Below are 19,046 nucleotides of genomic sequence, written 5' to 3'. Positions count from 1 at the left end.
AAAAAGACAAGTCCGCGGCAATGTCCTTATATCCAAGTAAAACGGCTGCGTTAGCCTTTCCCAAGACGCACCCGTTTTATTTGGAGCCGATTTTGAGCCGATTCGGAAAGGGCGACGGTACCGTCAATCGATCCCGAATCGCGGATGAAGAGGAGACGCGTCTCCTCTTCTCCGTAACGACTATATAGCTGTAAGGCGAATTACAGGCCTTTGCTTGCGATGAAAGCGGCCAGGTCGACGACGCGGTTGGAATAGCCCCACTCGTTGTCGTACCAGGAAACGACTTTGACCATGTTGCCCTCGATGACCATCGTGGACAGGGCGTCGATCGTGGACGAAGCCGGATCGCCGTTGTAGTCGCTCGAAACGAGCGGCTCTTCGGAGTAGTTCAGGATGCCTTTTAGCGGGCCTTCGGCAGCGGCTTTCAGGGCTGCGTTGACTTCTTCGACCGTGACGCTCACTTTCAGTTCGGCCACGAGGTCGGTAACGGAAACGTTCTTGGTCGGTACGCGCATCGACATGCCGTTCAGCTTGCCTTTCAGTTCCGGCAGAACGAGGGAAACGGCTTTCGCGGCGCCCGTCGTGGACGGAATGATGTTTTCTGCGGCAGCGCGGGCGCGGCGCAGGTCTTTGTGCGGCAGGTCAAGCACTTGCTGGTCGTTCGTGTAGGAGTGAACGGTCGTCATCATGCCTTTGACGATGCCGAATTGGTCGTTCAGAACTTTGGCGAAAGGAGCCAGGCAGTTCGTCGTGCAGGATGCGTTGGAGATGATCGTGTGAGCGGCCGGATCGTACTTGTCGTTGTTGACGCCCATGACGATCGTGATGTCTTCGTTCGTTGCCGGCGCGGAGATGATGACTTTCTTGGCTCCGCCTTTCAGGTGAAGCTCGGCTTTCTCTTTCGCGGTGAAAATCCCCGTCGATTCGACGACGATTTCAGCGCCTACGGAAGACCAAGGCAGCGCGCCCGGATCGCGTTCCGCGAATACTTTGATCGTTTTGCCGTTGACGACCAGCGCGCCTTCGCCTACTTCTACCGTAGCGTTCAGTCTGCCGTGCGTCGTGTCATATTTCAACAAGTGAGCCAGCGTGTCAACGCTCGTCAGGTCATTGATCGCGACAACTTCTACGTTCGGGTTGTTCAGCGATGCGCGGAATACGTTGCGTCCGATCCGTCCGAAACCGTTAATGCCGATTTTAACACTCATGAATGGTTCCTCCTTGAACATCTGTTTTAAAATTTGATCTATGTCAAGCGCATGAATATTGCGCCGAGACCACCGATTCGACCGGCTTCCTCGCCCTTCCTTCGGGCTAGCCGTTCTTCAACGCTTCTTCGGCCGCCGCCTCGTCGGTCACGAGGATGTCGTCATGGCCGAACTTTAACACCGAGGCGATCGCCTCGCCCTTGCTGCGGCCGCCCGCCAAGCCGATGACCGTTTCGGCGGCTTCGATGTCGTCCAGCCGGAGTCCGGCCGTCGCCATCCGATGAATGACCGCTCCGTTCTTGTCGAAGTAATAGCCGAACGCTTCGGCCAGCGCTCCGTCCTTGAGCAGCTCCTGTACCGTCTCCTTCGCAAGCTTCCGCCGCCTGGCCATCGTGATCGCGTCGCCGATGCCGTGAACGACGATGCGGGCTCTGCGGATCATATCGACCACTTCGCGCACGTTGGGCTCCTGCATGAGCGACTGATACGCTTCCTCGCTCAAATGATCGGGGACATGGAGCATCCGGTAACGGGCTCCCGTTCGCTTGGCAAGCTCCGAAGCGATCGTGTTCGCCTGGTAGTCGACGCTTTCCCCGAGTCCTCCGCGGGCCGGCACGAACCAGTTGTCCGCGAGCGGCTCCGAAACCTTGAATTGGGCGGCCAATCGCGCCATCGTCGTTCCGCCCATGACGGCGACAATGTCGCCGGGCGAAAGCGACTGGCTGAGCACCCTGCTACCGGCTCGGCCGATTTCCCTCTTCGTGTCGTCCGAAACGTCGGAATCGCCGGGAACGACCACGACCTTGCGCAAGCCGAATTTCTGGCGGACCGCCTCTTCCAGCTCCGACAGCCCGAACAGCTCCTTGACGATCGGTTCCAGCTCCTCCAGCAGCTTCTTGCCGGACTCGCTTAGCGACATTCCCGCCGCGCCCGCTTCGAGCAGGCCTTGCTCGCGCAGGATGTCGAGCTCCGAGCGAAGCGTCCGCTCCGTCAGGTCGAGGCTTGCGGCCAGCGTTCTTCGGCCGATCGTGCCCGCGACGAGAATGCGCCGCATAATTTCGTAGCGCTTCTGCATGACTTGCACCAAGTCGGGCACGAGCTTCTTTTGAATATGGACGATGCTTTGCAAGTTCCGGCCTCCCCAAATGCCGGATGGAGTCGGCACGAATGCGGGTCCGTCTAGCTGGACGTTAAATGTCCCGCCACTACGTTTTAAGTCCCACATTTATTTTAATGCAACTCGCCGTCTCTTGCAAGAGCGGCCGCCGTTTCCTCCCGGCCTAATTATTTTTGTCGAACCCTTGCTTTTTATCAGGGAATGGCCTATAATAACTCTTGCTGTCAAACTTTCAGCGTGTTAATCTTCTCAAGTATGCGCCCGTGGTCCAACGGATATGACGCAGGCCTCCGGAGCCTGAGATTGGGGTTCGATTCCCTACGGGCGCGCCAATATTCATCATAAGCACGACCGAACGACCAGCCCTTCGCGAAGAGGCGCGGTTTTTTTGTTTGTCCAAGTTTGACTTTCTTTGACTTTTGGTTTCGGATGATTTATGATGGAATCACTTCGTCACCTAACTGAAGGAGGTTATGTTATGAGTTTCGTACCCATGGTCATCGAACAAAGCAATCGAGGCGAACGGGCCTACGATATTTATTCCCGTTTGCTTAAAGACCGAATCATTTTTCTCGGATCGGGCGTAAACGACGTCGTCGCCAATTCGATTATCGCGCAAATGCTGTTCCTTGCCGCCGACGATCCGGAGAAGGACATCAGCTTATACATTAACAGCCCCGGCGGATCGATCACGGCCGGCATGGCGATTTACGACACGATGCAATTCATCAAGCCGGACGTCTCCACGATTTGCGTCGGCATGGCCGCCTCGATGGGCGCCTTCCTGCTCGCCGCCGGCGCGAAAGGCAAACGCTACGCGCTTCCGAACAGCGAAGTGATGATCCATCAACCGCTGGGCGGCGCCGAAGGCCAAGCCAGCGACATCGAAATCAGGGCCCGCCGCATTTTGAAGATGCGCGACAAGCTGAACCGCATTTTGTCCGAGCGCACCGGGCAACCGCTGGAAAAAATCGAGAAAGACACCGACCGCGACAACTTCATGGATGCGGAAGACGCGAAAGCTTACGGCCTCGTGGACAAAGTCATCGAGAAAATCTGACGCTCGCGTCCGCTTTGCTTGCATGGCGGCGGATGTCCGCCCCCGTTGCCTCCCCGCTCCCCTTGGAGCCGGGGAGGCTTTTAATATCATAAACGTTTTCCTTTGTCAACAAGAATTCAAATCTGCGAATCCCCCCTCTGCGAAAAACCTGTATCGTGTTATTCTAAACTCAAGAAACATTCCATAAACAACCATATCTAGCTAAACCCTAGGAATCTTGCAAAGGGGGGATCCCCATGAGCCGCACGTCCCACATCATTCGGCTGGTACCGCGAAACTCATCCGCAAACGATTCAGTCACGACCAGCAAGAGCAGTTCCGACGCGATTGCCGCGCGAAGCCTTAGCGACAAAGCATCGCTGCTTCGCCCGTTGAAAGACGAACACCTGTTGGAAGTGTACCGGGAAGCCAAGAAGATGAACTTGTCGGCCGAATTCATCGAGCTGCTGGAAGACGCCATCGAGCTCCGCCAGTTGGAGCATAGGCTTAAAGCCTGAACCTGACAAATTCGGACCAAGCAAGACAAGATAAATCCTGCGGTTTGCCTTTCTGACGGTTTGCCTTTCCACCAAACGCGTAATCGCCTCCCGTTCGAATGAACGGGGGGTTTTTACTTTTGCCTTGACATCGGGACAAGCGCGCCCGTTCGGATGGCCCTCTGAGCGAACGGGATATCGCGAACAGGGGGGCTAATTCCGCCTCCGGGCTGCCGCTGCGAAACCGAGCCATCGAACATGGAAAGCCCCGCCGCCCGAATGCCGGAGCGACGGGGCTTTCCCCCTAGCGCTGCCCTTTGCCACGATTATTTCAGCTCATATTGCACGGTTACGCTCGCGGAAATCTCGATCTGGCCGGATTGCACCGAAGACGATTGCGCGCTGTCGCCCGCCAGCATTTTCGCCTCGGCCATCGTTCCGGCTCTGAGAACCGGAACCGGCGCGGCGTCGCCCTGAACGATGTTGATGACGCCTCCCAGCTGGCGATTGCCCGAGGCGGCCAGCACGCCCGCTTTCGCCCCGGCGGACTCCATCGCCTTTTTCAGCGCCTCCAGCTCGTACTCGTCCCGCTTCTCCGTATCGAACGTCACGCCCTGCATCCGGTTCACGCCGGCTCCCGACAAGGCGTCCAGCAGCTTGCCGATGTCCGCGAGCTTGCGGTACGTAATCCGGATCTCATGGACCGCCACGTACCCTTTCAAAACCTGGCCGTCCTTCTCCGTATAATTATACTCCGGGCTTACATGAAACCCCGTCGTTTGGACGTCCTTTTTGTCGATCGCGAACGTGTCGTACAGCACCTTTTCGACGGCGGCGAACGTTTCCGCATTCGCCTGCTGCGCCGCCTGGGCGGTCGACCCGCGCGTCTCGACGCCGACGTTCAAGTATGCGACGTCGGGCTCCGCCTTGACCGAACCCTCCGCTCCGACCGTCACCGTATTCACCGCATATGCCGAACCCGATGCCGCCGTCGCCGTCTCCGCATTCGCCACCGTACCGGCCTCCCCTCGTCCGAATCCGTACCAACCGATTGCCGCCGCGGCCAGAACGACCGCCGCGATTTTCATCCCTTTCATCCTCATCTCGGAACCCCTTTCGCCTGTTTGTCTTCACAAACGCATCTTGGGCGGAAAAGGTTGCAAGCATACGCAAAATCGTCCATAAAATGCAAAAAGCCCCCTCGAGGGAGCTTGATGCTAAAGGATTTTACTGGTTCTCCAGTTCTTCCTTGCTGACCAATTGGACTAAAGCGGTTACAGCTTGCTCTGCGTCCGAACCTTCGGCACTTATGAATACTTCCGTGCCCGAGCTGATCGCCAGACTCATAATCCCCATAATGCTCTTGGCATTCACCTTCTTGTCGTCTTTCTCAACAAAGACGTCAGAGGAAAATTTATTGGCTTCTTGTACAAATAAAGCCGCCGGTCTGGCGTGAAGCCCCGTCTTAAGCCGAACAACCACCGGCTGTCTCGTCATGGAACGGATACCCCCTGTCAAATTTCGTCGTCCCGAACCCGGGACCCACCGCGTGTGTAGTCTGTCACCTATTATAGCATTGTTTGGAACGGTTGCGCCATACGGTTATGCCCCGCCGTTGCGGATTTTTTCGGCCCACTCGTCGATTTTCCTGAGACGGTGATTGACGCCGGACTTGCTCACCTGCCCCTTAAGCATATCTCCGACTTCTTTCAAATTCAAATCGGGATGCTTGAGGCGGATTTCGGCCACTTCCCGAAGCCTTTCGGGCATGTTCTCGAGCCCGACTTCCTTCTGCAGCAGCTTGATGTTGTCGATCTGGCGGATGGCCGCCCCGATCGTCTTGTTCAGGTTCGCCGTCTCGCAATTGACGATCCGGTTGACCGAATTGCGCATATCCCGCATGATTCGGACATCCTCGAATTTGAACAGCGCCTGGTGCGCGCCGATGATGCTTAAAAATTCGATGATTTTTTCGCCTTCTTTGATATAAAGAATGAAGCCCTTTTTGCGCTCGATGAACCGGGCGTTCAGCTGAAACTTGTTGGCGAGCTCGACGAGCGAACGGCAATGCTCCTCATACATCGAAGCGATCTCCAGATGGTAGGACGAGCCTTCCGGATTGTTGACCGAGCCTCCCGCGAGAAAAGCTCCCCGCAAATAGGCGCGCTTGCAGCAGGGCTTGCGGACGAGCTCCTTGTCGATCGTCGGATGAAACTGAAACCCTTCGCTCGTAATGTAAAGCTGCTTCAGCAACGGCTCGACGCCGGCGGGCACGCGCACGATGTAGACGTTGTTTTTTTTCAGTCGCATCTTCTTGCGAACGAGCAGCTCGGTCGGCACGGCGAAATGACGCTTCATCAAGGTGTATATCCGGCGCGCAATCGCGGCATTTTCGGTGGAGATGTCCAGGACGATCCTTTTGTTCGTCAATTGAACCGATCCGTTCATCCGAATGAGCGCGGACAGCTCCGCGACCTCGCAGCACGGCTCCGCGTCCACCATCGTCAGTTCTTTTTTCGTTTGGGCCGCGAAAGACACGACGCTCACTCCTTTCTAAGCATCCAGTTTTCCACCAGCTGATAAATGTGCTCGCTCAGCTTCACGGCATCATGCCGCAAATACGTCCGGAACAAAACGAGACGGTCGGCAATGACCTTGTAGCCCCGGCGAGTCACTTCGTCCAGATCCAGGTGGACCGCTTTGGCGCCTTGCTCCGCGTACATGCTGTGCACCTGCGGCGGTATTTCCCCGTCGTTGACGATCACGTAATCGAATAAATGATGCCCGACATGCGCATGAACCGCATTCAAATGATCGCTTACCGAATAATTGTCGGTTTCCCCCGGCTGGGTCATCACGTTGCAGACGAAAATTTTCACGGCGTTCGCGGACACGATCGCCTCGGCCAGCTTCGGAACGAGCAAATTCGGAATGATGCTCGTGTACAGGCTGCCCGGACCGATGAGCACCGCATCCGCTTCCCGGATCGCCTCGACCGCTTCCGGCAGCGCTTCGACATCCGCCGGCTCGATCAGGACGCGCCGGATTTTTCGTCCGGACTTCGGAATGGCGGATTCTCCGGTCACCGTCGTGCCGTCGGTCATCTCCGCCTTGAGCACGATCGCCTGGTTCGCCGCGGGAAGCACCCTCCCCCGCACGGCAAGCACCCGGCTCAGTTCGCGGATGCCGGTCACGAAATCGCCGGACAAATCCGTAATGGCCGCCAATATCAGGTTGCCCAAGCTGTGGCCCGCTAGTCCTGTCCCGTTCTGAAAACGGTACGAAAGCATATCCGCAAGCAGCGGCTCCGCGTCGGCAAGCGCCGAGAGCACGTTGCGAATATCGCCCGGAGGCGGCATCCTCAGCTCTTCCCGCAAAATGCCGGAGCTGCCTCCGTCATCCGCGACCGTGACGATGGCGGTAATATCCAGCGGTTTCTGCTTCAACCCCCGAAGCATAACCGACAGTCCCGTACCGCCGCCGATCACGACGATCCGGGGATTCCGCTCGGCCCCTTTGGCCGGTCTCTTCATTGCCTCACCGCCTTATCCATGACGATCGCGTTCCGCGTCCCGATGACTGACGCGGACCGTCTCCGTTTCGCTCGTGCCGAGCATCCGTCCGAGATATTCGGCGAGCGCCACCGAACGATGCTTGCCGCCCGTGCACCCGATGCCGATGACGACCTGGCTTTTGCCTTCCTTGTGGTACATGGGAAGCAAAAATTGCAGCATATCGAGCAGCTTGGACAGGAAGGTCTGCGTTTCGGGCCATTTCATGACATAATCGTACACTTCCGCATCCTGCCCGGTTTTCGGCCGCAATTGCTCCACATAGTGGGGGTTGGGCAAAAAGCGGACGTCGAAAATCAGATCGGCGTCGATCGGGACTCCGTATTTGAATCCGAAGGAGGTGACTTGAATCGAAATCGTATTCCGATCCAGATTCGTAAACCGGCCGACGATCCGTTCCTTGAGCTGGGCCGGCTTCAAATTGCTCGTGTCGATTACCTGGGAAGCCCCGCCCTTCAAGTCCTCAAGCAGCTTCCGTTCCGAACGGATTCCTTCGAGCAGCATGCCTTCCGGAGCGAGCGGATGCCGGCGGCGGCTTTCCTTGTAGCGCTGGACGAGCACCGAATCCGTGGCGTCGAGAAATAAAATTTCGCTGCGTATCGTATAATGTTCGCTGATGTATTGAAGGGACTCGGACAATGCGGTAAAAAACTCTCTTCCCCGCAAATCGATGACGAGAGCGACCTTGGCGATGCGGCCTTGCGATTGGTCGATCAGTTCCGCGAATTTCGGAATGAGCACCGGAGGCAAATTGTCGACGCAAAAGAAGCCCAGGTCCTCCATGCTCTGCACGGCAATCGTTTTGCCCGCGCCCGACATTCCCGTAATGATGACCAGCGTCGGTTTCGCTCCTAGCGTTTCCATGAGCAGTCTCCTTAAGTCCGAAAATGGTCGAATGATGACAATAATGCGCCAACGAGCCGGCAGCGTTCACCGGCAAGCGGCGCATTTTCGATTATGCCCGGAGAAACAAGCCAGCCGCGCCGACGACGCCCGCGTTGTTGCCCAGTTCCGCCGCGACGATGTCGACGCCGCTGCGGGCTCTTTCGGGGGTCATTTTGGCGAACGACTCGCGAATTTGCGAAAAGAGGAATTCGCCCGCCTTGCTCACGCCGCCCCCGATAATGAAGCGCTGCGGGTTCACGATCAGGGCGATCGCGGCCATCGACTTGCCCAGGTAGAACGCCGCGCGGGTAACGATTCGCTGCGCCGCCTCGTCGCCGTCCTTGGCCGCGTCGAACACGTCCTTGGCCGTCAGCTCCTCGATATACGAGAGCGACGTTCTGTCGCCCCGCTCGACCGCGTCGCGGGCCATCCGGATAATGCCCGTCGCCGAGGACACCGTCTCCAGGCAGCCCATCTGGCCGCAGCCGCATTGAATCGCTTCAAGGTCGGGAACGACCGACATATGGCCGAGCTCCCCGGCCATCCCGCTGAAGCCTTCGATCAGCCGGCCGCCGACGATAATGCCGCCGCCGACTCCCGTGCCGAGGGTGTAGCAGACGCAATCGGCGACCCCTCGTCCCGCGCCGCCCCAAACTTCGCCCAGAGCGGCCACGTTGGCGTCGTTATTGATTTTGACCGGTTTGCCCAGCTTCTCCTCCACGATCGCTTTCACGGGCACTTTGCGAAAGGGAAGATTCGCCGAAAAGTCGATGATGCCGTTCGGAATGTCAAGGAAGCCGGCGATTCCGATGCCGACGCCTTGAACCTTCTCCCATTCGGGCGTGCCCGGCGGAACGAGCTCCCGCACGTACGACGCGATGTTTTCCAAAATCGCATCCGTTCCGAGTTCGGTCTGCGTCGGACCTTCGTTGATGCGAAGCAGTTGCCCGTCGGCGTTGCATAAACCGACTTTTATCGCTGTGCCGCCCAAATCGACGCCAACGTATAAAGCTTGAGACATAATGGTTGACACCTCGAATGAATAGAATAAAAGTGAACTTTAAAGCGTATGGCTCCAATCGTGAACAGAAGAGCCTTCCAGGAATTTCTCGCAGTCGAGCGCCGCCATGCAGCCGCTTCCGGCAGCCGTGATCGCCTGGCGGTATTTCGTATCCTGAACGTCGCCGCAGGCGAAAATGCCCGGCACGCTCGTTTCCGTCGAACCCGGCTTCGTCACGATGTAGCCGTGCTCGTCCGTCTCGACTTGTCCCCCGAGAAACTTCGTGTTCGGCGTGTGGCCGATCGCGACGAATACGCCCTGGGTATCGATCAGCTCTTCCTCGCCGGTCTCGTTGTTCTTCACCTTAAGCGCCGTAACGCCGCTTTCGCCCGCGACGACTTCGAGCGGGGCGCGGTTCAGGCTCCACGAAATTTTCGGATTTTCGCGGCAGCGGTCCTGCATGATTTTCGAAGCGCGCAGCTCTTCGCGGCGATGCACGAGCGTCACCTCGGAAGCGAACCGCGTCAGGAAGTTCGCTTCCTCCATGGCGGAGTCCCCGCCGCCGACGACGATGATTTTTTTGCCGCGGAAGAAGAACCCGTCGCATGTCGCGCACGTGCTGACCCCGCGTCCGACGTTGTCCTTCTCGCCGGGAATGCCCAAATATTTCGCGGATGCGCCCGTCGAAATGATCAGCGTTTCGGCTTCGAGCGTCTCGCCGCCTTCAAGCGACAATTTGAACGGGCGCGATGCCGTTTCGACGGAATTGATCCATCCGGTGCGGAATTCCGCTCCGAAGCGTTCCGCCTGCTTGCGCATGTTCGCCATCAGGTCCGGGCCCATAATGCCTTCCGGAAAGCCCGGGAAGTTTTCCACTTCGGTCGTCGTCGTCAATTGTCCGCCGGGCTCGGGGCCTTCGATGACGAGCGGCTTCAAATTCGCGCGAGCCAGGTAAATAGCGGCCGTCAACCCCGCAGGGCCCGTGCCGATGACAATCGTTTTGTACATGGTTGCTCTCCTCCTTGGCGTGTCTCCCGGCTAAAACGGTCGTATCCGCTTAGCGATGCAAGTTTCTTGGCTGATCACTATCTGTAATTCCAACCATAACAGTTACTTTCTCTATGCGCAACCTGTCCCGAGGCTCGAACGTCCCCGGATCAGGATTTGCCCGAACCTTATTCGCCGAAAGTCGCGCTGCTTCGCTTGAGCTTCTCCCGGATGCCGCAAGCTTCGTCGATCAGATTCGCGTAACGGCTGATGCTTGCCTGGGAAGCGCCGTAACGGCTGACGAGGTCGGCGTAGGTGATCGCTTTGCGGTGCATTTTGGCGGTCCAGTATTCGAGCGCGGCAGCCCAGCCGTACGGCTTGAGCAGCTTGGGCACTTTCGGATACACCCGCGAAAGATAGTCGACCCAAAGCGTCATCAGGTCGTGCTGCTGAACGACGTCGTAGCGGCCCGACATCCGTTCCGTCGCGATTTCCAGCACGGTTTGCCAGGAGCTGTCCCAAATCGGAAGATTGACGGATTTCCGCCTCGATTCCAGCGTCAGCGAACGCCCTCCGTAAACGACGCGCAACGGATCGTGCACGCCGATCGAGCGCAGCACGAGCACGGCGACCCGCTTCAGTTCGTCCTCCTCCTCCGGATCGATCAGAAACGCTTTGAGCGCGTCGACCACCTCGTCGTCGGCCACGAGGCCCAGCGCCTGGATGACCTGGATTTTCGTGTGGCGGTCGCCGTGGCGCAAAGCCCAAAAAAACGACGAGCGGATGAGCGGGTTGCGCTTCAGGGCGTTCGGCACCATCTGCGGATCCTGCTCCCATTGCCGGAACTGCTCGTCGAACGGGAGATGGAAATGGTAGTGGGACGGCGTCGCGTACGCCCCGCTGCGCATGTCGTCCAGCTTGCCCAGGTAAAACGCCGGGACCTCCGACTCCGGATCGAGCCGGTCGGCCTGGCGCCAATGGCGCTCGGCGTCGTCGAACCGGCCGATGTTCACGGCGGCGACGGCGGCGAAATGATGCAGGCAAGGCTCGTCGGACAGCTCCCCGGACCGCAGCAGCCGCCGAAAATGGCCGTACGCTTCCCGGTGCTCGCCGACGATGCCGAGCGTCGTCGCCAGCTTGAAGACGTGCTCGGGGTGGAACGGGACCGTTTTTTTCAGCAGGCGGATCAGCCCGGGCAGTTCGGCCCGGTTCGAATGCTGGTAAAAGATCGCCAGATTGCAAAGCGCGTGCAGGTTCCCGGGTTCGGCCTGCAGCACCAGGTCGATCGTCTGGACGGACTTTTCGAACAGTCCCATGTAATAGTAAGCCAAGCCCAAATTGTTGCGGGCGGCCAAGAAATCGGGCTGGCGTTCGAGAATGCCCTCCAGAATCCGGACCGCTTCGGCGAAGCGCCCGGCTTCGAGCAGCTCGCGCGCCTTGTCGTGGGCATACAGATTTTCCCGGGATTTGATCGTCGTCAGCTTCGTCGGACGGTTCAGCTCGTAGTTGAGCAAGTCGAGCAGCTCGTCGGATTCCTCGAGAAAATGACCGTCCAAATCGTTCTCCAAATATTGGACGAGCGCGTCTTCCGCCGCTTCGTACAGCTCCATGTTGGCATAATTGTTGGCCAAATAGTAATAGCATTCGGTCATGGCGGGATCGATCCGATCCAGCACGGACCGCAAAATGTCGTTCGATTCCTCGTAACGGCCCATCTCCGACAAAATGCCGGCCATGTTGCAGTGATTGACCGGATTGTCCGGCTCGTATTCCACCGCGCGGCGGAAATATTTCAGAGCCTTGTCGTAACGATAGCGATCCAGCGATTGCACGGCCCGTTCGAAGAAGAATGTGGCGTCGGGGGAAAAGGGGATGACTTTGGGTCGACGGTTCTTCACCGCGCGTTTGCGCTGATTCATCGGCAAGGCTCCTTCCGATCCTGGGAATGGGTTCGCGGGCCTGCCAGCGTTTCACGTTTCGGTCGGCCCACATCACAACGATTATACCATACGCGCGGCATCCTTAAAATAAAATGCTCCGAGAAGCGGAACGCGGGTTTCCGCCGCCGCCGCGTCCCGGCGCCGCGCGCCGTTTGCCGGCGCTTTCCCGCTCCTGGCGGCTTTGTTGACAATCCTGCCGATCTGTCGTTTAATGCACTTGACGATTGCGGGGAGGTGGGAACTCATGCGGGAAAACAGCCGCCGAAGCGGAGGCGAAGCTCCGTCCGGTCCGGCGCCGCGTTACGGCCGGATCCGGAATATGCTGCGTTACGTATACCCGCACGTTCGCGCCCAAAAAGGGCGGATCGCGATCGCGTTCGTTTGCATGCTGCTGATCGCGCTGCTCGAATTCGTCATTCCGCAGCTAACCGCGTATACGATCGACCGCGTCATTCCCGAACGGCGTTCCGATCAACTGATCCTTATCGCGGCCGCGATTGTCGGCACCGCCCTCCTGCTCGGCGCTTTCAACTTCGCGAGCGGCTATACGATGTCCGCCGTCGGCCAGCGCGTCGTTTACGATTTGCGCAATCAGCTGTACCGCCACATCCAGCGGATGGATTTGGGCTTTTTCGACCGCAACCGCACCGGCGACCTGATGTCCAGGGTGACGAGCGACGTCAACATGCTGCAGCAGCTCGTCTCGTCCAGCATGCTGTCGCTGCTGACCGACGCGTTTACGTTCGTCGCCGTGGCTTGCTATATGTTTTACAAGGATTGGCTTCTGACATGCATCATGCTCGCCACTTTTCCGTTTATGACGCTTGCGACCCGCAAGTTCGGGCGGCGCATCCGCGGCGCTTCCCGGAAGGTGCAGGAATCGGTTGCGGAAGTGAACAACCATCTGCAAGACAGTTTTTCCTCGATTCGCCTGATCAAGTCGTTTACGACCGAGGATTACGAGGCGGTGCGCTTCGGCGCCAAGAGCCGGGCCAACATGGAGGCGAGCGTTCAAGCCGCGGGCTTGCGCGCCGTTTACGAGCCGCTGATCGACCTGCTCAATTATATCGGGATGGCCGCCGTCCTGCTGGTCGGAGCCTTGCAAGCGATAAAAGGTAAGCTCTCGGTCGGCGAAATCGTCGCCTTTTTGGCCTATTTGCGGCTTTTGCAAAATCCCGTTCGCCATTTCAGCCGGGCCCTCAACACCGTCCAGCAATCGTCGGCGGCTTTCGAACGGATCCAGGAGATGCTCCGGCTCGTTCCGGAAATCCGGGACAAGGAAGGCGCGATCGAGCTGCCGCCGATCCGGGGGGCCGTCTCGTTCCGGCACGTCGACTTTGCCTACGGCAACGGCGTTCCCGTGCTGCGCGATTTCAGTCTGGAGCTTGCGCCCGGCACGATGACCGCGCTGGTCGGCTCCTCCGGCGCGGGCAAAACGACGCTGGCGCATCTGCTCGCGCGGTTCTACGACCCGCAGGGCGGCGAAATCGCCATCGACGGATACCGGCTCGCCGATGTCCGGATCCGCTCGCTGCGGGACCAGATCGGCATCGTCTCGCAGGACGTCATGCTGCTGAACGGAACCGTCCGCGAAAATATCGCGTACGGAAAGCCGGGCGCGACCGACGCGGAAGTGGAAGCTGCCGCGCGGTCGGCCGCGGCGCACGAGTTCGTCGCCGCGCTGCCCGACGGGTACGAATCGCAAATCGGCGAGCGGGGCGTCAAGCTGTCCGGCGGGCAGAAGCAGCGGCTGTCGATCGCCCGAGCGCTGCTGCGCGACCCGCGGCTCATCATTCTCGACGAAGCGACGTCCGCGCTCGACACCGAATCCGAGCAGCAGATCCAGGAGGCGCTGTCGCGCCTGCTGGCCGGGCGGACGAGCATCGTCATCGCCCACCGGCTGTCGACGATTCAGCGGGCCGACCGGATTGTCGTGCTGGAGGCCGGCGCCATCGTCGAATCCGGCACGCACGAGTCGCTGCTGCGTCTGAACGGCCGGTACCGGCAGCTGCACGACCTGCAGTTTCCGCAGGAGAAGACGGAGGCTTACGCTGGCCCCATGTCGTCCGTTCCAGCTCCTTCCTCTCACCCAAACGACCGCTAGCGTCCCTATGTCGTCCGTCCAGTCACCTTCCTGGCCTCCGAACGACCGCCTACTGTCCCTTGTAGTCCGTTCGGTCCTCTTCTCGGCCTCCGAACGACCGCCTACTGCCCCTTGGAGTCCGTCCGGTTCTCTTCTCGGCCTCCGAACGACCGCTACTGTCCCTTGTAGTCCGTTCGAGTCCCTTCACGATCCGGGCCTGTCTTTCAGCGAATCGAACTGCAGCAAGACGTGGCGAAACTTCATTGGATTTTGTCAGATTTTGTCCAATCAGAACCGGCTTTCTCGGAAATCTCGCCATCTCCGTTGGATTTTGTCCAATCTGGCGAGACCTTTTCGGAGATTTTGCCCGTATCCCGCGTCTCTCGTTGGATAAAATCCATGATAGACCGCGGTTCGCCCGTTTTTCGCTCCGTAGAGTGGATAAAATCCAACATAGACTTCCGCTCGCTGATCGGTAACGCGGCTGCCAGTCAGCGCGCGCAACGAAAAACGAAAAAACCCCGGCCCGCCGAAGCGGAAGCCGGAGCTTGCCATTTCCTATGCGCACTGTCGCTCGGCGACAACGAAAATCATACGCCCGCATCCTTGAAGAGCGTGCTGATCGAGCCGCCCTCCATGATAATGCGGATCGCATCGGCCAGCATCGGCGCGACGGACAGCACCTTGAACCGGCTCGGCCGGTCCAGCGGCAGCTGGATGGAGTCGGTGACGACGACCTCCCGGATATTCGGGTGGTCCAGCTTCCGGAGCGCGTCGCCGGAGAACAGCGGGTGCGTCGCGCAGACGAACACGTCCTCGGCGCCGCGTTCCTTGAGGCTTTCGACGACGTTGACGATCGTCGTGCCCGTGTCGATCAAGTCTTCGATAATAATCGGCGTCTGTCCTTCGACATCCCCGATAACGTGCGTAATGACCGATTCGTTGTGGGCGGGGCGTTTCTTAATCATGATCGCGAACGGCGAGTCGAGCTGGTTCGCCAGCTTCTCCGCGGTCGATGCGCGTCCGGCGTCCGGAGACACGACGACGGGGCTGCGGATGCTTTTTGCCTTGAGGTAGTCGCTGATGAGGTCCAGGGCGGTCAAATGGTCGACCGGGATGTTGAAGAAGCCCTGAATCGCGGCGGCGTGAAGGTCGATCGTCACGACCCGGTTCGCGCCGACCGTCGTCAGCACGTCGGCCACCATCTTGGCGGAAATCGGCTCGCGCGGGGCCGCCTTGCGCTCCTGGCGGGCATACCCGTAATACGGCAGCACGACATTGATCGTCCGGGCGGAGGCCCGTTTGGCCGCGTCGATCATGACCAGCAGTTCGACAAAAAATTCATTGATCGGATGAGACAGCGACTGTACGAGAAAAACGTCGCAGTTGCGGATCGTTTCCTCGAAATGAACGTAAATCTCGCCGCTCTTGAAGCGGGACAGCTTGATCTTTCCGAGCGGCAGCCCAAGCTGATTGGCGATATTCTCGGCTAACAGCGGAGTCGACGACCCCGAAAAAATGCGAAGCTTACTGCTGTGCATGTGCCCCTCCACGGTTCGGTCAAATCGCATCTATCATTTAAATAAAAGCTATTAAAAATTGCCTAGAATATTATACAACAGCGAGACGCGATTTCAAAAATCGACTGCGCCCCGCTTGCAGCCGTTAAACGTCGCCAAGCGCGAATATCCGACGTTTTTCAACATCGCGGACGCTTCTTCCCATTTTTGTCCTATTTTTTCGGGATGATGCGCTTCGGGAAGGATACATTTCCCTGGCCGCCGCATGGATGCGCGTCGCGATCCCCCCGCCTAGTTTTTCTTGACCGGCTTGCGGTGGCGGAATTCCAGTTCCTTCAAGACATCGTCAAAAGGAATGCCCTGCTGGCGCAGCAGCACCATCAAGTGGAAAATCAAATCGGCCGCCTCGCTGCTGATTTCGGCGCGGTCGTTGTTTTTGCCGCCGATGATGACTTCCGCCGTCTCCTCGCCGATTTTTTTGAGGATTTTGTCGAGGCCTTTTTCGAACAAATAGGTCGTATACGAGCCTTCCGGGCGTTCCGCTTCGCGCCTTGCGATCGTCGCTTCCAGATTGGACAGCGGGGCGAAGCGGTCCGCTTCCCCAAGCTCCGCGGCGGCCCCGCCGAGCTCCGCGTCGCGATAGAAGCAGGAGTAGGCGCCCGTATGGCAGGCCGGTCCTTTCTGCTTCACCTTGACCAGCAGCGTGTCGCCGTCGCAGTCGTAGTGCATGGACGCGATCTGCTGCGTGTGGCCGCTCGTCGCGCCCTTGTTCCACAGCTCCCCGCGGGAGCGGCTCCAGAACCATGTCGTGCCGCTTTCCAGCGACAATTTGAGCGACTCTTCGTTCATGTAGGCCAGCATCAGCACTTCCTTGCTGACCGCATCCTGCACGACGGCCGGCACGAGGCCGTCCGCGTTCCAGCGAACCTCTTCGATCCACGTCGTATTCATCGCACGTTCACTCCTTTTGCCCGCAGCTCGTCCTTGACTTCCCGGATCGTCACTTCTTTATAGTGGAAAATGCTTGCCGCCAGCCCCGCGTCCGCCTTGCCTTCCGCGAACACGTCGGCAAAATGTCCGGAGTTGCCCGCGCCCCCGGAGGCGATGACCGGGATGCTTACGCTATCCGACACCGCGCGCGTAAGCTTGAGATCGAATCCGTCCTTCGTTCCGTCCGCGTCCATGCTCGTCAGCAGCAGCTCGCCGGCGCCGCGCCGCTGGGCGTCCTTCGCCCATTCGAGCGCGCGGATGCCGGTGGCGTTGCGGCCGCCGTGCGTATACACTTCCCATTCGCCCCACTCCGCGTTGTACTTCGCGTCGATGGCGACGACGATGCACTGGGCGCCGAACATTTTCGCGCCGTCCGTAATGAGGTCGGGGTTGCGGATCGCCGCCGTGTTGATGCCGATTTTGTCGGCGCCGGCGCGCAGCAGCCGCTTCATGTCGTCGACCGAGGCGATGCCCCCGCCGACCGTAAACGGAATCGTAATTTCGCCGGCCGTTCTCCGCACGACGTCGACCATCGTCGCCCGCCCTTCGTGAGAAGCCGAAATGTCCAAAAACACGAGCTCGTCGGCATGCTCGCGGTCGTACGTCGCGGCGAGCTCGACCGGATCGCCCGCGTCGCGCAAATTGACAAAATTGACGCCTTTGACGACGCGTCCGTCCTTGACGTCAAGACATGGAATAATGCGTTTCGCCAGCATAGCGCGCTTGGCTCCCTTCCGCCCGCCGGCCCAAACGAGCCGGGCCGCCGGAAACCATCGCTCTCCGGCGGCCGCTCCCGGCCGGCTGCATGATTATTGTTGCGCCGCGAACCGCTTGACCGCGTCCGCCAGCTTGATGCTTCCCGTGTACAGCGCTTTGCCGACAATCGCCCCGCCGACGCCTTGATCCGCTTGCTCCGCGAGCCGCTCCAAATCCTCCGGCTTGCTGACGCCTCCGGACGCGATCACCGTGCGGCCGGAAACCCGGGCCAGCCGGACGATCGCCTCCACGTTCGGACCGCCCATCATGCCGTCGCGGGAAATGTCCGTGAAGATGAACGTTTGCGCCCCTTCCGCGGCCAGCGAAACCGCCAGCTCTTCGGCTTTCACCTCGGACGTCTCGAGCCAGCCGCGCGTCGCCACGAAGCCGTTCCGCGCGTCGATGCCGATCGCGACTTTTTCTCCGTAGCTCTCGAGCACCTTCGTCACGAACGCGCGGTCTTCGATCGCCGCCGTGCCGAGAATGACGCGGGACACGCCGAGGCCGACAAGCCGCTCGACGTCCGCTTCCGTTCGGAGGCCGCCTCCGACCTGCACCGGCACCTTCACCGCCTGCGCGATCCGGCCGATCAGCTCGTCGTTGACCGGGCGGCCGGCCTTCGCCCCGTCCAGATCGACCAGGTGGATCCACCGGGCGCCTTGCGCTTCCCAGTCCCGGGCGACGGCGACCGGATCTTCCCCGTACACCGTTTCCTGATTATAGTCGCCTTGAACGAGCCGCACGCACTTGCCGCCGCGAATATCGATCGCGGGATATAATATAAAGTTGGACATGATGGGCCGTTGCCTCCTCTGTAATCAAACCGTGAACGAAACCGTCTCCGCCCCGGACTCCGCGGCCGAGACGAACCTCTGCAGCAGCGCCATGCCGAGGTCGCCGCTTTTTTCCGGGTGGAACTGCATGCCGAGCAGCGCCCCCCGGCCGACGATCGCCGTCACCGGCTGATGGTAGTCGGTCGTCGCGAGCAGATCCTCGCGGCGCTTCGGCAGCGCATGGTACGAGTGGACGAAATAAACGTGTCCGGGCTCGAGCCCCTCGAACAGCGGACTTTTTTGCCTGAACTCCAGCTTGTTCCAGCCCATGTGCGGCACCTTGTAATCGCCTTGAAAACGGACGACCCGGCCTGGCAGCAAGCCCAGCCCCTCGTGGACGCCGTGCTCCTCGCTCTCCTCGAACAGCAGCTGCATCCCGAGACAAATGCCGAGCAGCGGCTTGCCCGACGCCGCGCAAGCTTTGACCGTATCCAGCAGCCCGGTCTCCCGCAAATTGCCCATCGCGTCGCCGAAAGCGCCGACGCCGGGCAAAATCGCCCCGCGAGCGGCCATGATCTCGTCGGCCGACGACGTCACGACGGCCTCGCAGCCGAGCCGCTCCACCGCCTTGCTGACGCTGTGCAGGTTGCCCATGCCGTAATCGATAATCGCGATCACG

Annotated in this window: 18 protein-coding genes and 1 tRNA gene; 4 read left to right on the top strand and 15 right to left on the bottom strand. The window is 59.5% G+C overall.

Annotated elements, in window-relative coordinates; translation table 11 throughout:
• Positions 1-200 precede the first annotated feature (200 nt).
• Both gap and JW799_RS09465 read right to left on the bottom strand, forming a co-directional pair.
• Entirely contained in the window at positions 201-1,208 is a 1,008-nt protein-coding gene (gap, locus tag JW799_RS09470) for a type I glyceraldehyde-3-phosphate dehydrogenase (RefSeq protein WP_080831851.1), read from the bottom strand.
• 106 nt (positions 1,209-1,314) lie between these two features.
• Entirely contained in the window at positions 1,315-2,337 is a 1,023-nt protein-coding gene (locus JW799_RS09465; protein WP_080831850.1) for a sugar-binding transcriptional regulator, read from the bottom strand.
• A gap of 245 nt (positions 2,338-2,582) precedes the next feature.
• Between JW799_RS09465 and JW799_RS09460 the strand changes: the two genes are divergently transcribed.
• The 3 genes from JW799_RS09460 to sda all read left to right on the top strand — a co-directional run bounded on the left by JW799_RS09460 (position 2,583) and on the right by sda (position 3,882).
• A tRNA-Arg gene (locus JW799_RS09460) sits at positions 2,583-2,657 on the top strand.
• Positions 2,658-2,803: 146 nt separating this feature from the next.
• Positions 2,804-3,385, top strand: coding sequence for an ATP-dependent Clp endopeptidase proteolytic subunit ClpP (gene clpP, locus JW799_RS09455; RefSeq protein ID WP_080831849.1), 582 nt, complete (start codon positions 2,804-2,806; stop codon positions 3,383-3,385).
• Between the two features lie 236 nt (positions 3,386-3,621).
• On the top strand, positions 3,622-3,882 hold the full coding sequence (gene sda / locus JW799_RS09450) for a sporulation histidine kinase inhibitor Sda (RefSeq protein WP_080831848.1): 261 nt from the start codon (positions 3,622-3,624) through the stop codon (positions 3,880-3,882).
• Positions 3,883-4,187: 305 nt separating this feature from the next.
• Here sda and JW799_RS09445 read toward each other — a convergent pair whose 3' ends face one another.
• The 8 genes from JW799_RS09445 to JW799_RS09410 form a co-directional block, all read right to left on the bottom strand.
• Positions 4,188-4,964 carry an SIMPL domain-containing protein gene (locus JW799_RS09445; RefSeq protein ID WP_205429507.1) on the bottom strand — a complete coding sequence of 259 codons (777 nt, stop codon included), beginning with the start codon at positions 4,962-4,964 and terminating at the stop codon, positions 4,188-4,190.
• Between the two features lie 124 nt (positions 4,965-5,088).
• Positions 5,089-5,358 (bottom strand): HPr family phosphocarrier protein, encoded by a 270-nt coding sequence (locus tag JW799_RS09440; protein WP_080831846.1) that lies wholly within the window; start codon positions 5,356-5,358, stop codon positions 5,089-5,091.
• 105 nt (positions 5,359-5,463) lie between these two features.
• Entirely contained in the window at positions 5,464-6,399 is a 936-nt protein-coding gene (gene whiA / locus JW799_RS09435) for a DNA-binding protein WhiA (RefSeq protein ID WP_080831845.1), read from the bottom strand.
• Positions 6,400-6,404: 5 nt separating this feature from the next.
• Positions 6,405-7,394 (bottom strand): gluconeogenesis factor YvcK family protein, encoded by a 990-nt coding sequence (locus tag JW799_RS09430; RefSeq protein WP_080831844.1) that lies wholly within the window; start codon positions 7,392-7,394, stop codon positions 6,405-6,407.
• A 12-nt stretch (positions 7,395-7,406) separates the two neighbouring features.
• Positions 7,407-8,297, bottom strand: a complete 891-nt coding sequence (rapZ, locus tag JW799_RS09425; protein WP_080831843.1) for an RNase adapter RapZ — start codon at positions 8,295-8,297, stop codon at positions 7,407-7,409.
• A 91-nt stretch (positions 8,298-8,388) separates the two neighbouring features.
• Entirely contained in the window at positions 8,389-9,339 is a 951-nt protein-coding gene (locus JW799_RS09420) for an ROK family glucokinase (protein ID WP_080831842.1), read from the bottom strand.
• A gap of 39 nt (positions 9,340-9,378) precedes the next feature.
• On the bottom strand, positions 9,379-10,326 hold the full coding sequence (gene trxB / locus JW799_RS09415) for a thioredoxin-disulfide reductase (protein WP_205429505.1): 948 nt from the start codon (positions 10,324-10,326) through the stop codon (positions 9,379-9,381).
• Positions 10,327-10,493: 167 nt separating this feature from the next.
• Positions 10,494-12,224: a tetratricopeptide repeat protein gene (locus JW799_RS09410; protein WP_080831840.1), complete on the bottom strand. Its 1,731-nt coding sequence runs from the start codon at positions 12,222-12,224 to the stop codon at positions 10,494-10,496.
• A gap of 265 nt (positions 12,225-12,489) precedes the next feature.
• On the opposite strand from JW799_RS09410, the gene JW799_RS09405 reads away from it, so the two are divergent.
• Complete coding sequence (locus JW799_RS09405; protein ID WP_205429502.1) at positions 12,490-14,349, top strand: ABC transporter ATP-binding protein; 1,860 nt, start codon at positions 12,490-12,492, stop codon at positions 14,347-14,349.
• A gap of 569 nt (positions 14,350-14,918) precedes the next feature.
• On the opposite strand, the gene JW799_RS09400 is transcribed toward JW799_RS09405, so the two are convergent.
• The 5 genes from JW799_RS09400 to hisH form a co-directional block, all read right to left on the bottom strand.
• Positions 14,919-15,869, bottom strand: coding sequence for a ribose-phosphate diphosphokinase (locus JW799_RS09400; RefSeq protein ID WP_080831837.1), 951 nt, complete (start codon positions 15,867-15,869; stop codon positions 14,919-14,921).
• 270 nt (positions 15,870-16,139) lie between these two features.
• Positions 16,140-16,799, bottom strand: a complete 660-nt coding sequence (hisIE, locus tag JW799_RS09395; protein ID WP_205429500.1) for a bifunctional phosphoribosyl-AMP cyclohydrolase/phosphoribosyl-ATP diphosphatase HisIE — start codon at positions 16,797-16,799, stop codon at positions 16,140-16,142.
• Positions 16,796-17,554 carry an imidazole glycerol phosphate synthase subunit HisF gene (hisF, locus tag JW799_RS09390; RefSeq protein ID WP_205429499.1) on the bottom strand — a complete coding sequence of 253 codons (759 nt, stop codon included), beginning with the start codon at positions 17,552-17,554 and terminating at the stop codon, positions 16,796-16,798. The genes hisIE and hisF overlap by 4 nt, the downstream gene beginning before the upstream one ends.
• A gap of 93 nt (positions 17,555-17,647) precedes the next feature.
• Positions 17,648-18,388 (bottom strand): 1-(5-phosphoribosyl)-5-[(5-phosphoribosylamino)methylideneamino]imidazole-4-carboxamide isomerase, encoded by a 741-nt coding sequence (hisA, locus tag JW799_RS09385; RefSeq protein ID WP_080831834.1) that lies wholly within the window; start codon positions 18,386-18,388, stop codon positions 17,648-17,650.
• A gap of 24 nt (positions 18,389-18,412) precedes the next feature.
• A complete protein-coding gene (gene hisH, locus JW799_RS09380; protein ID WP_080831833.1) occupies positions 18,413-19,045 on the bottom strand; it encodes an imidazole glycerol phosphate synthase subunit HisH in 633 nt (210 codons plus the stop codon).
• Position 19,046: the final 1 nt, after the last annotated feature.

Source organism: Cohnella algarum, assembly GCF_016937515.1.
In the GTDB taxonomy this organism is placed as follows: Bacteria; Bacillota; Bacilli; order Paenibacillales; family Paenibacillaceae; genus Cohnella; species Cohnella algarum.
Note: the sequence above shows the minus strand (reverse complement) of the source record. Positions and strands in the feature narration are given on the sequence as shown.

Coding starts and splice junctions, on each gene's coding strand:
- clpP (WP_080831849.1), top strand. CDS start 2,804: ATGAGTTTCGTACCCATGGTCATCGAACAAAGCAATCGAGGCGAACGG.
- JW799_RS09420 (WP_080831842.1), bottom strand. CDS start 9,339: ATGTCTCAAGCTTTATACGTTGGCGTCGATTTGGGCGGCACAGCGATA.
- hisA (WP_080831834.1), bottom strand. CDS start 18,388: ATGTCCAACTTTATATTATATCCCGCGATCGATATTCGCGGCGGCAAG.
- sda (WP_080831848.1), top strand. CDS start 3,622: ATGAGCCGCACGTCCCACATCATTCGGCTGGTACCGCGAAACTCATCC.
- JW799_RS09430 (WP_080831844.1), bottom strand. CDS start 7,394: ATGAAGAGACCGGCCAAAGGGGCCGAGCGGAATCCCCGGATCGTCGTG.
- trxB (WP_205429505.1), bottom strand. CDS start 10,326: ATGTACAAAACGATTGTCATCGGCACGGGCCCTGCGGGGTTGACGGCC.
- JW799_RS09410 (WP_080831840.1), bottom strand. CDS start 12,224: ATGAATCAGCGCAAACGCGCGGTGAAGAACCGTCGACCCAAAGTCATC.
- hisIE (WP_205429500.1), bottom strand. CDS start 16,799: ATGAATACGACGTGGATCGAAGAGGTTCGCTGGAACGCGGACGGCCTC.
- JW799_RS09440 (WP_080831846.1), bottom strand. CDS start 5,358: ATGACGAGACAGCCGGTGGTTGTTCGGCTTAAGACGGGGCTTCACGCC.
- hisF (WP_205429499.1), bottom strand. CDS start 17,554: ATGCTGGCGAAACGCATTATTCCATGTCTTGACGTCAAGGACGGACGC.
- JW799_RS09400 (WP_080831837.1), bottom strand. CDS start 15,869: ATGCACAGCAGTAAGCTTCGCATTTTTTCGGGGTCGTCGACTCCGCTG.
- rapZ (WP_080831843.1), bottom strand. CDS start 8,297: ATGGAAACGCTAGGAGCGAAACCGACGCTGGTCATCATTACGGGAATG.
- JW799_RS09445 (WP_205429507.1), bottom strand. CDS start 4,964: ATGAGGATGAAAGGGATGAAAATCGCGGCGGTCGTTCTGGCCGCGGCG.
- gap (WP_080831851.1), bottom strand. CDS start 1,208: ATGAGTGTTAAAATCGGCATTAACGGTTTCGGACGGATCGGACGCAAC.
- JW799_RS09405 (WP_205429502.1), top strand. CDS start 12,490: ATGCGGGAAAACAGCCGCCGAAGCGGAGGCGAAGCTCCGTCCGGTCCG.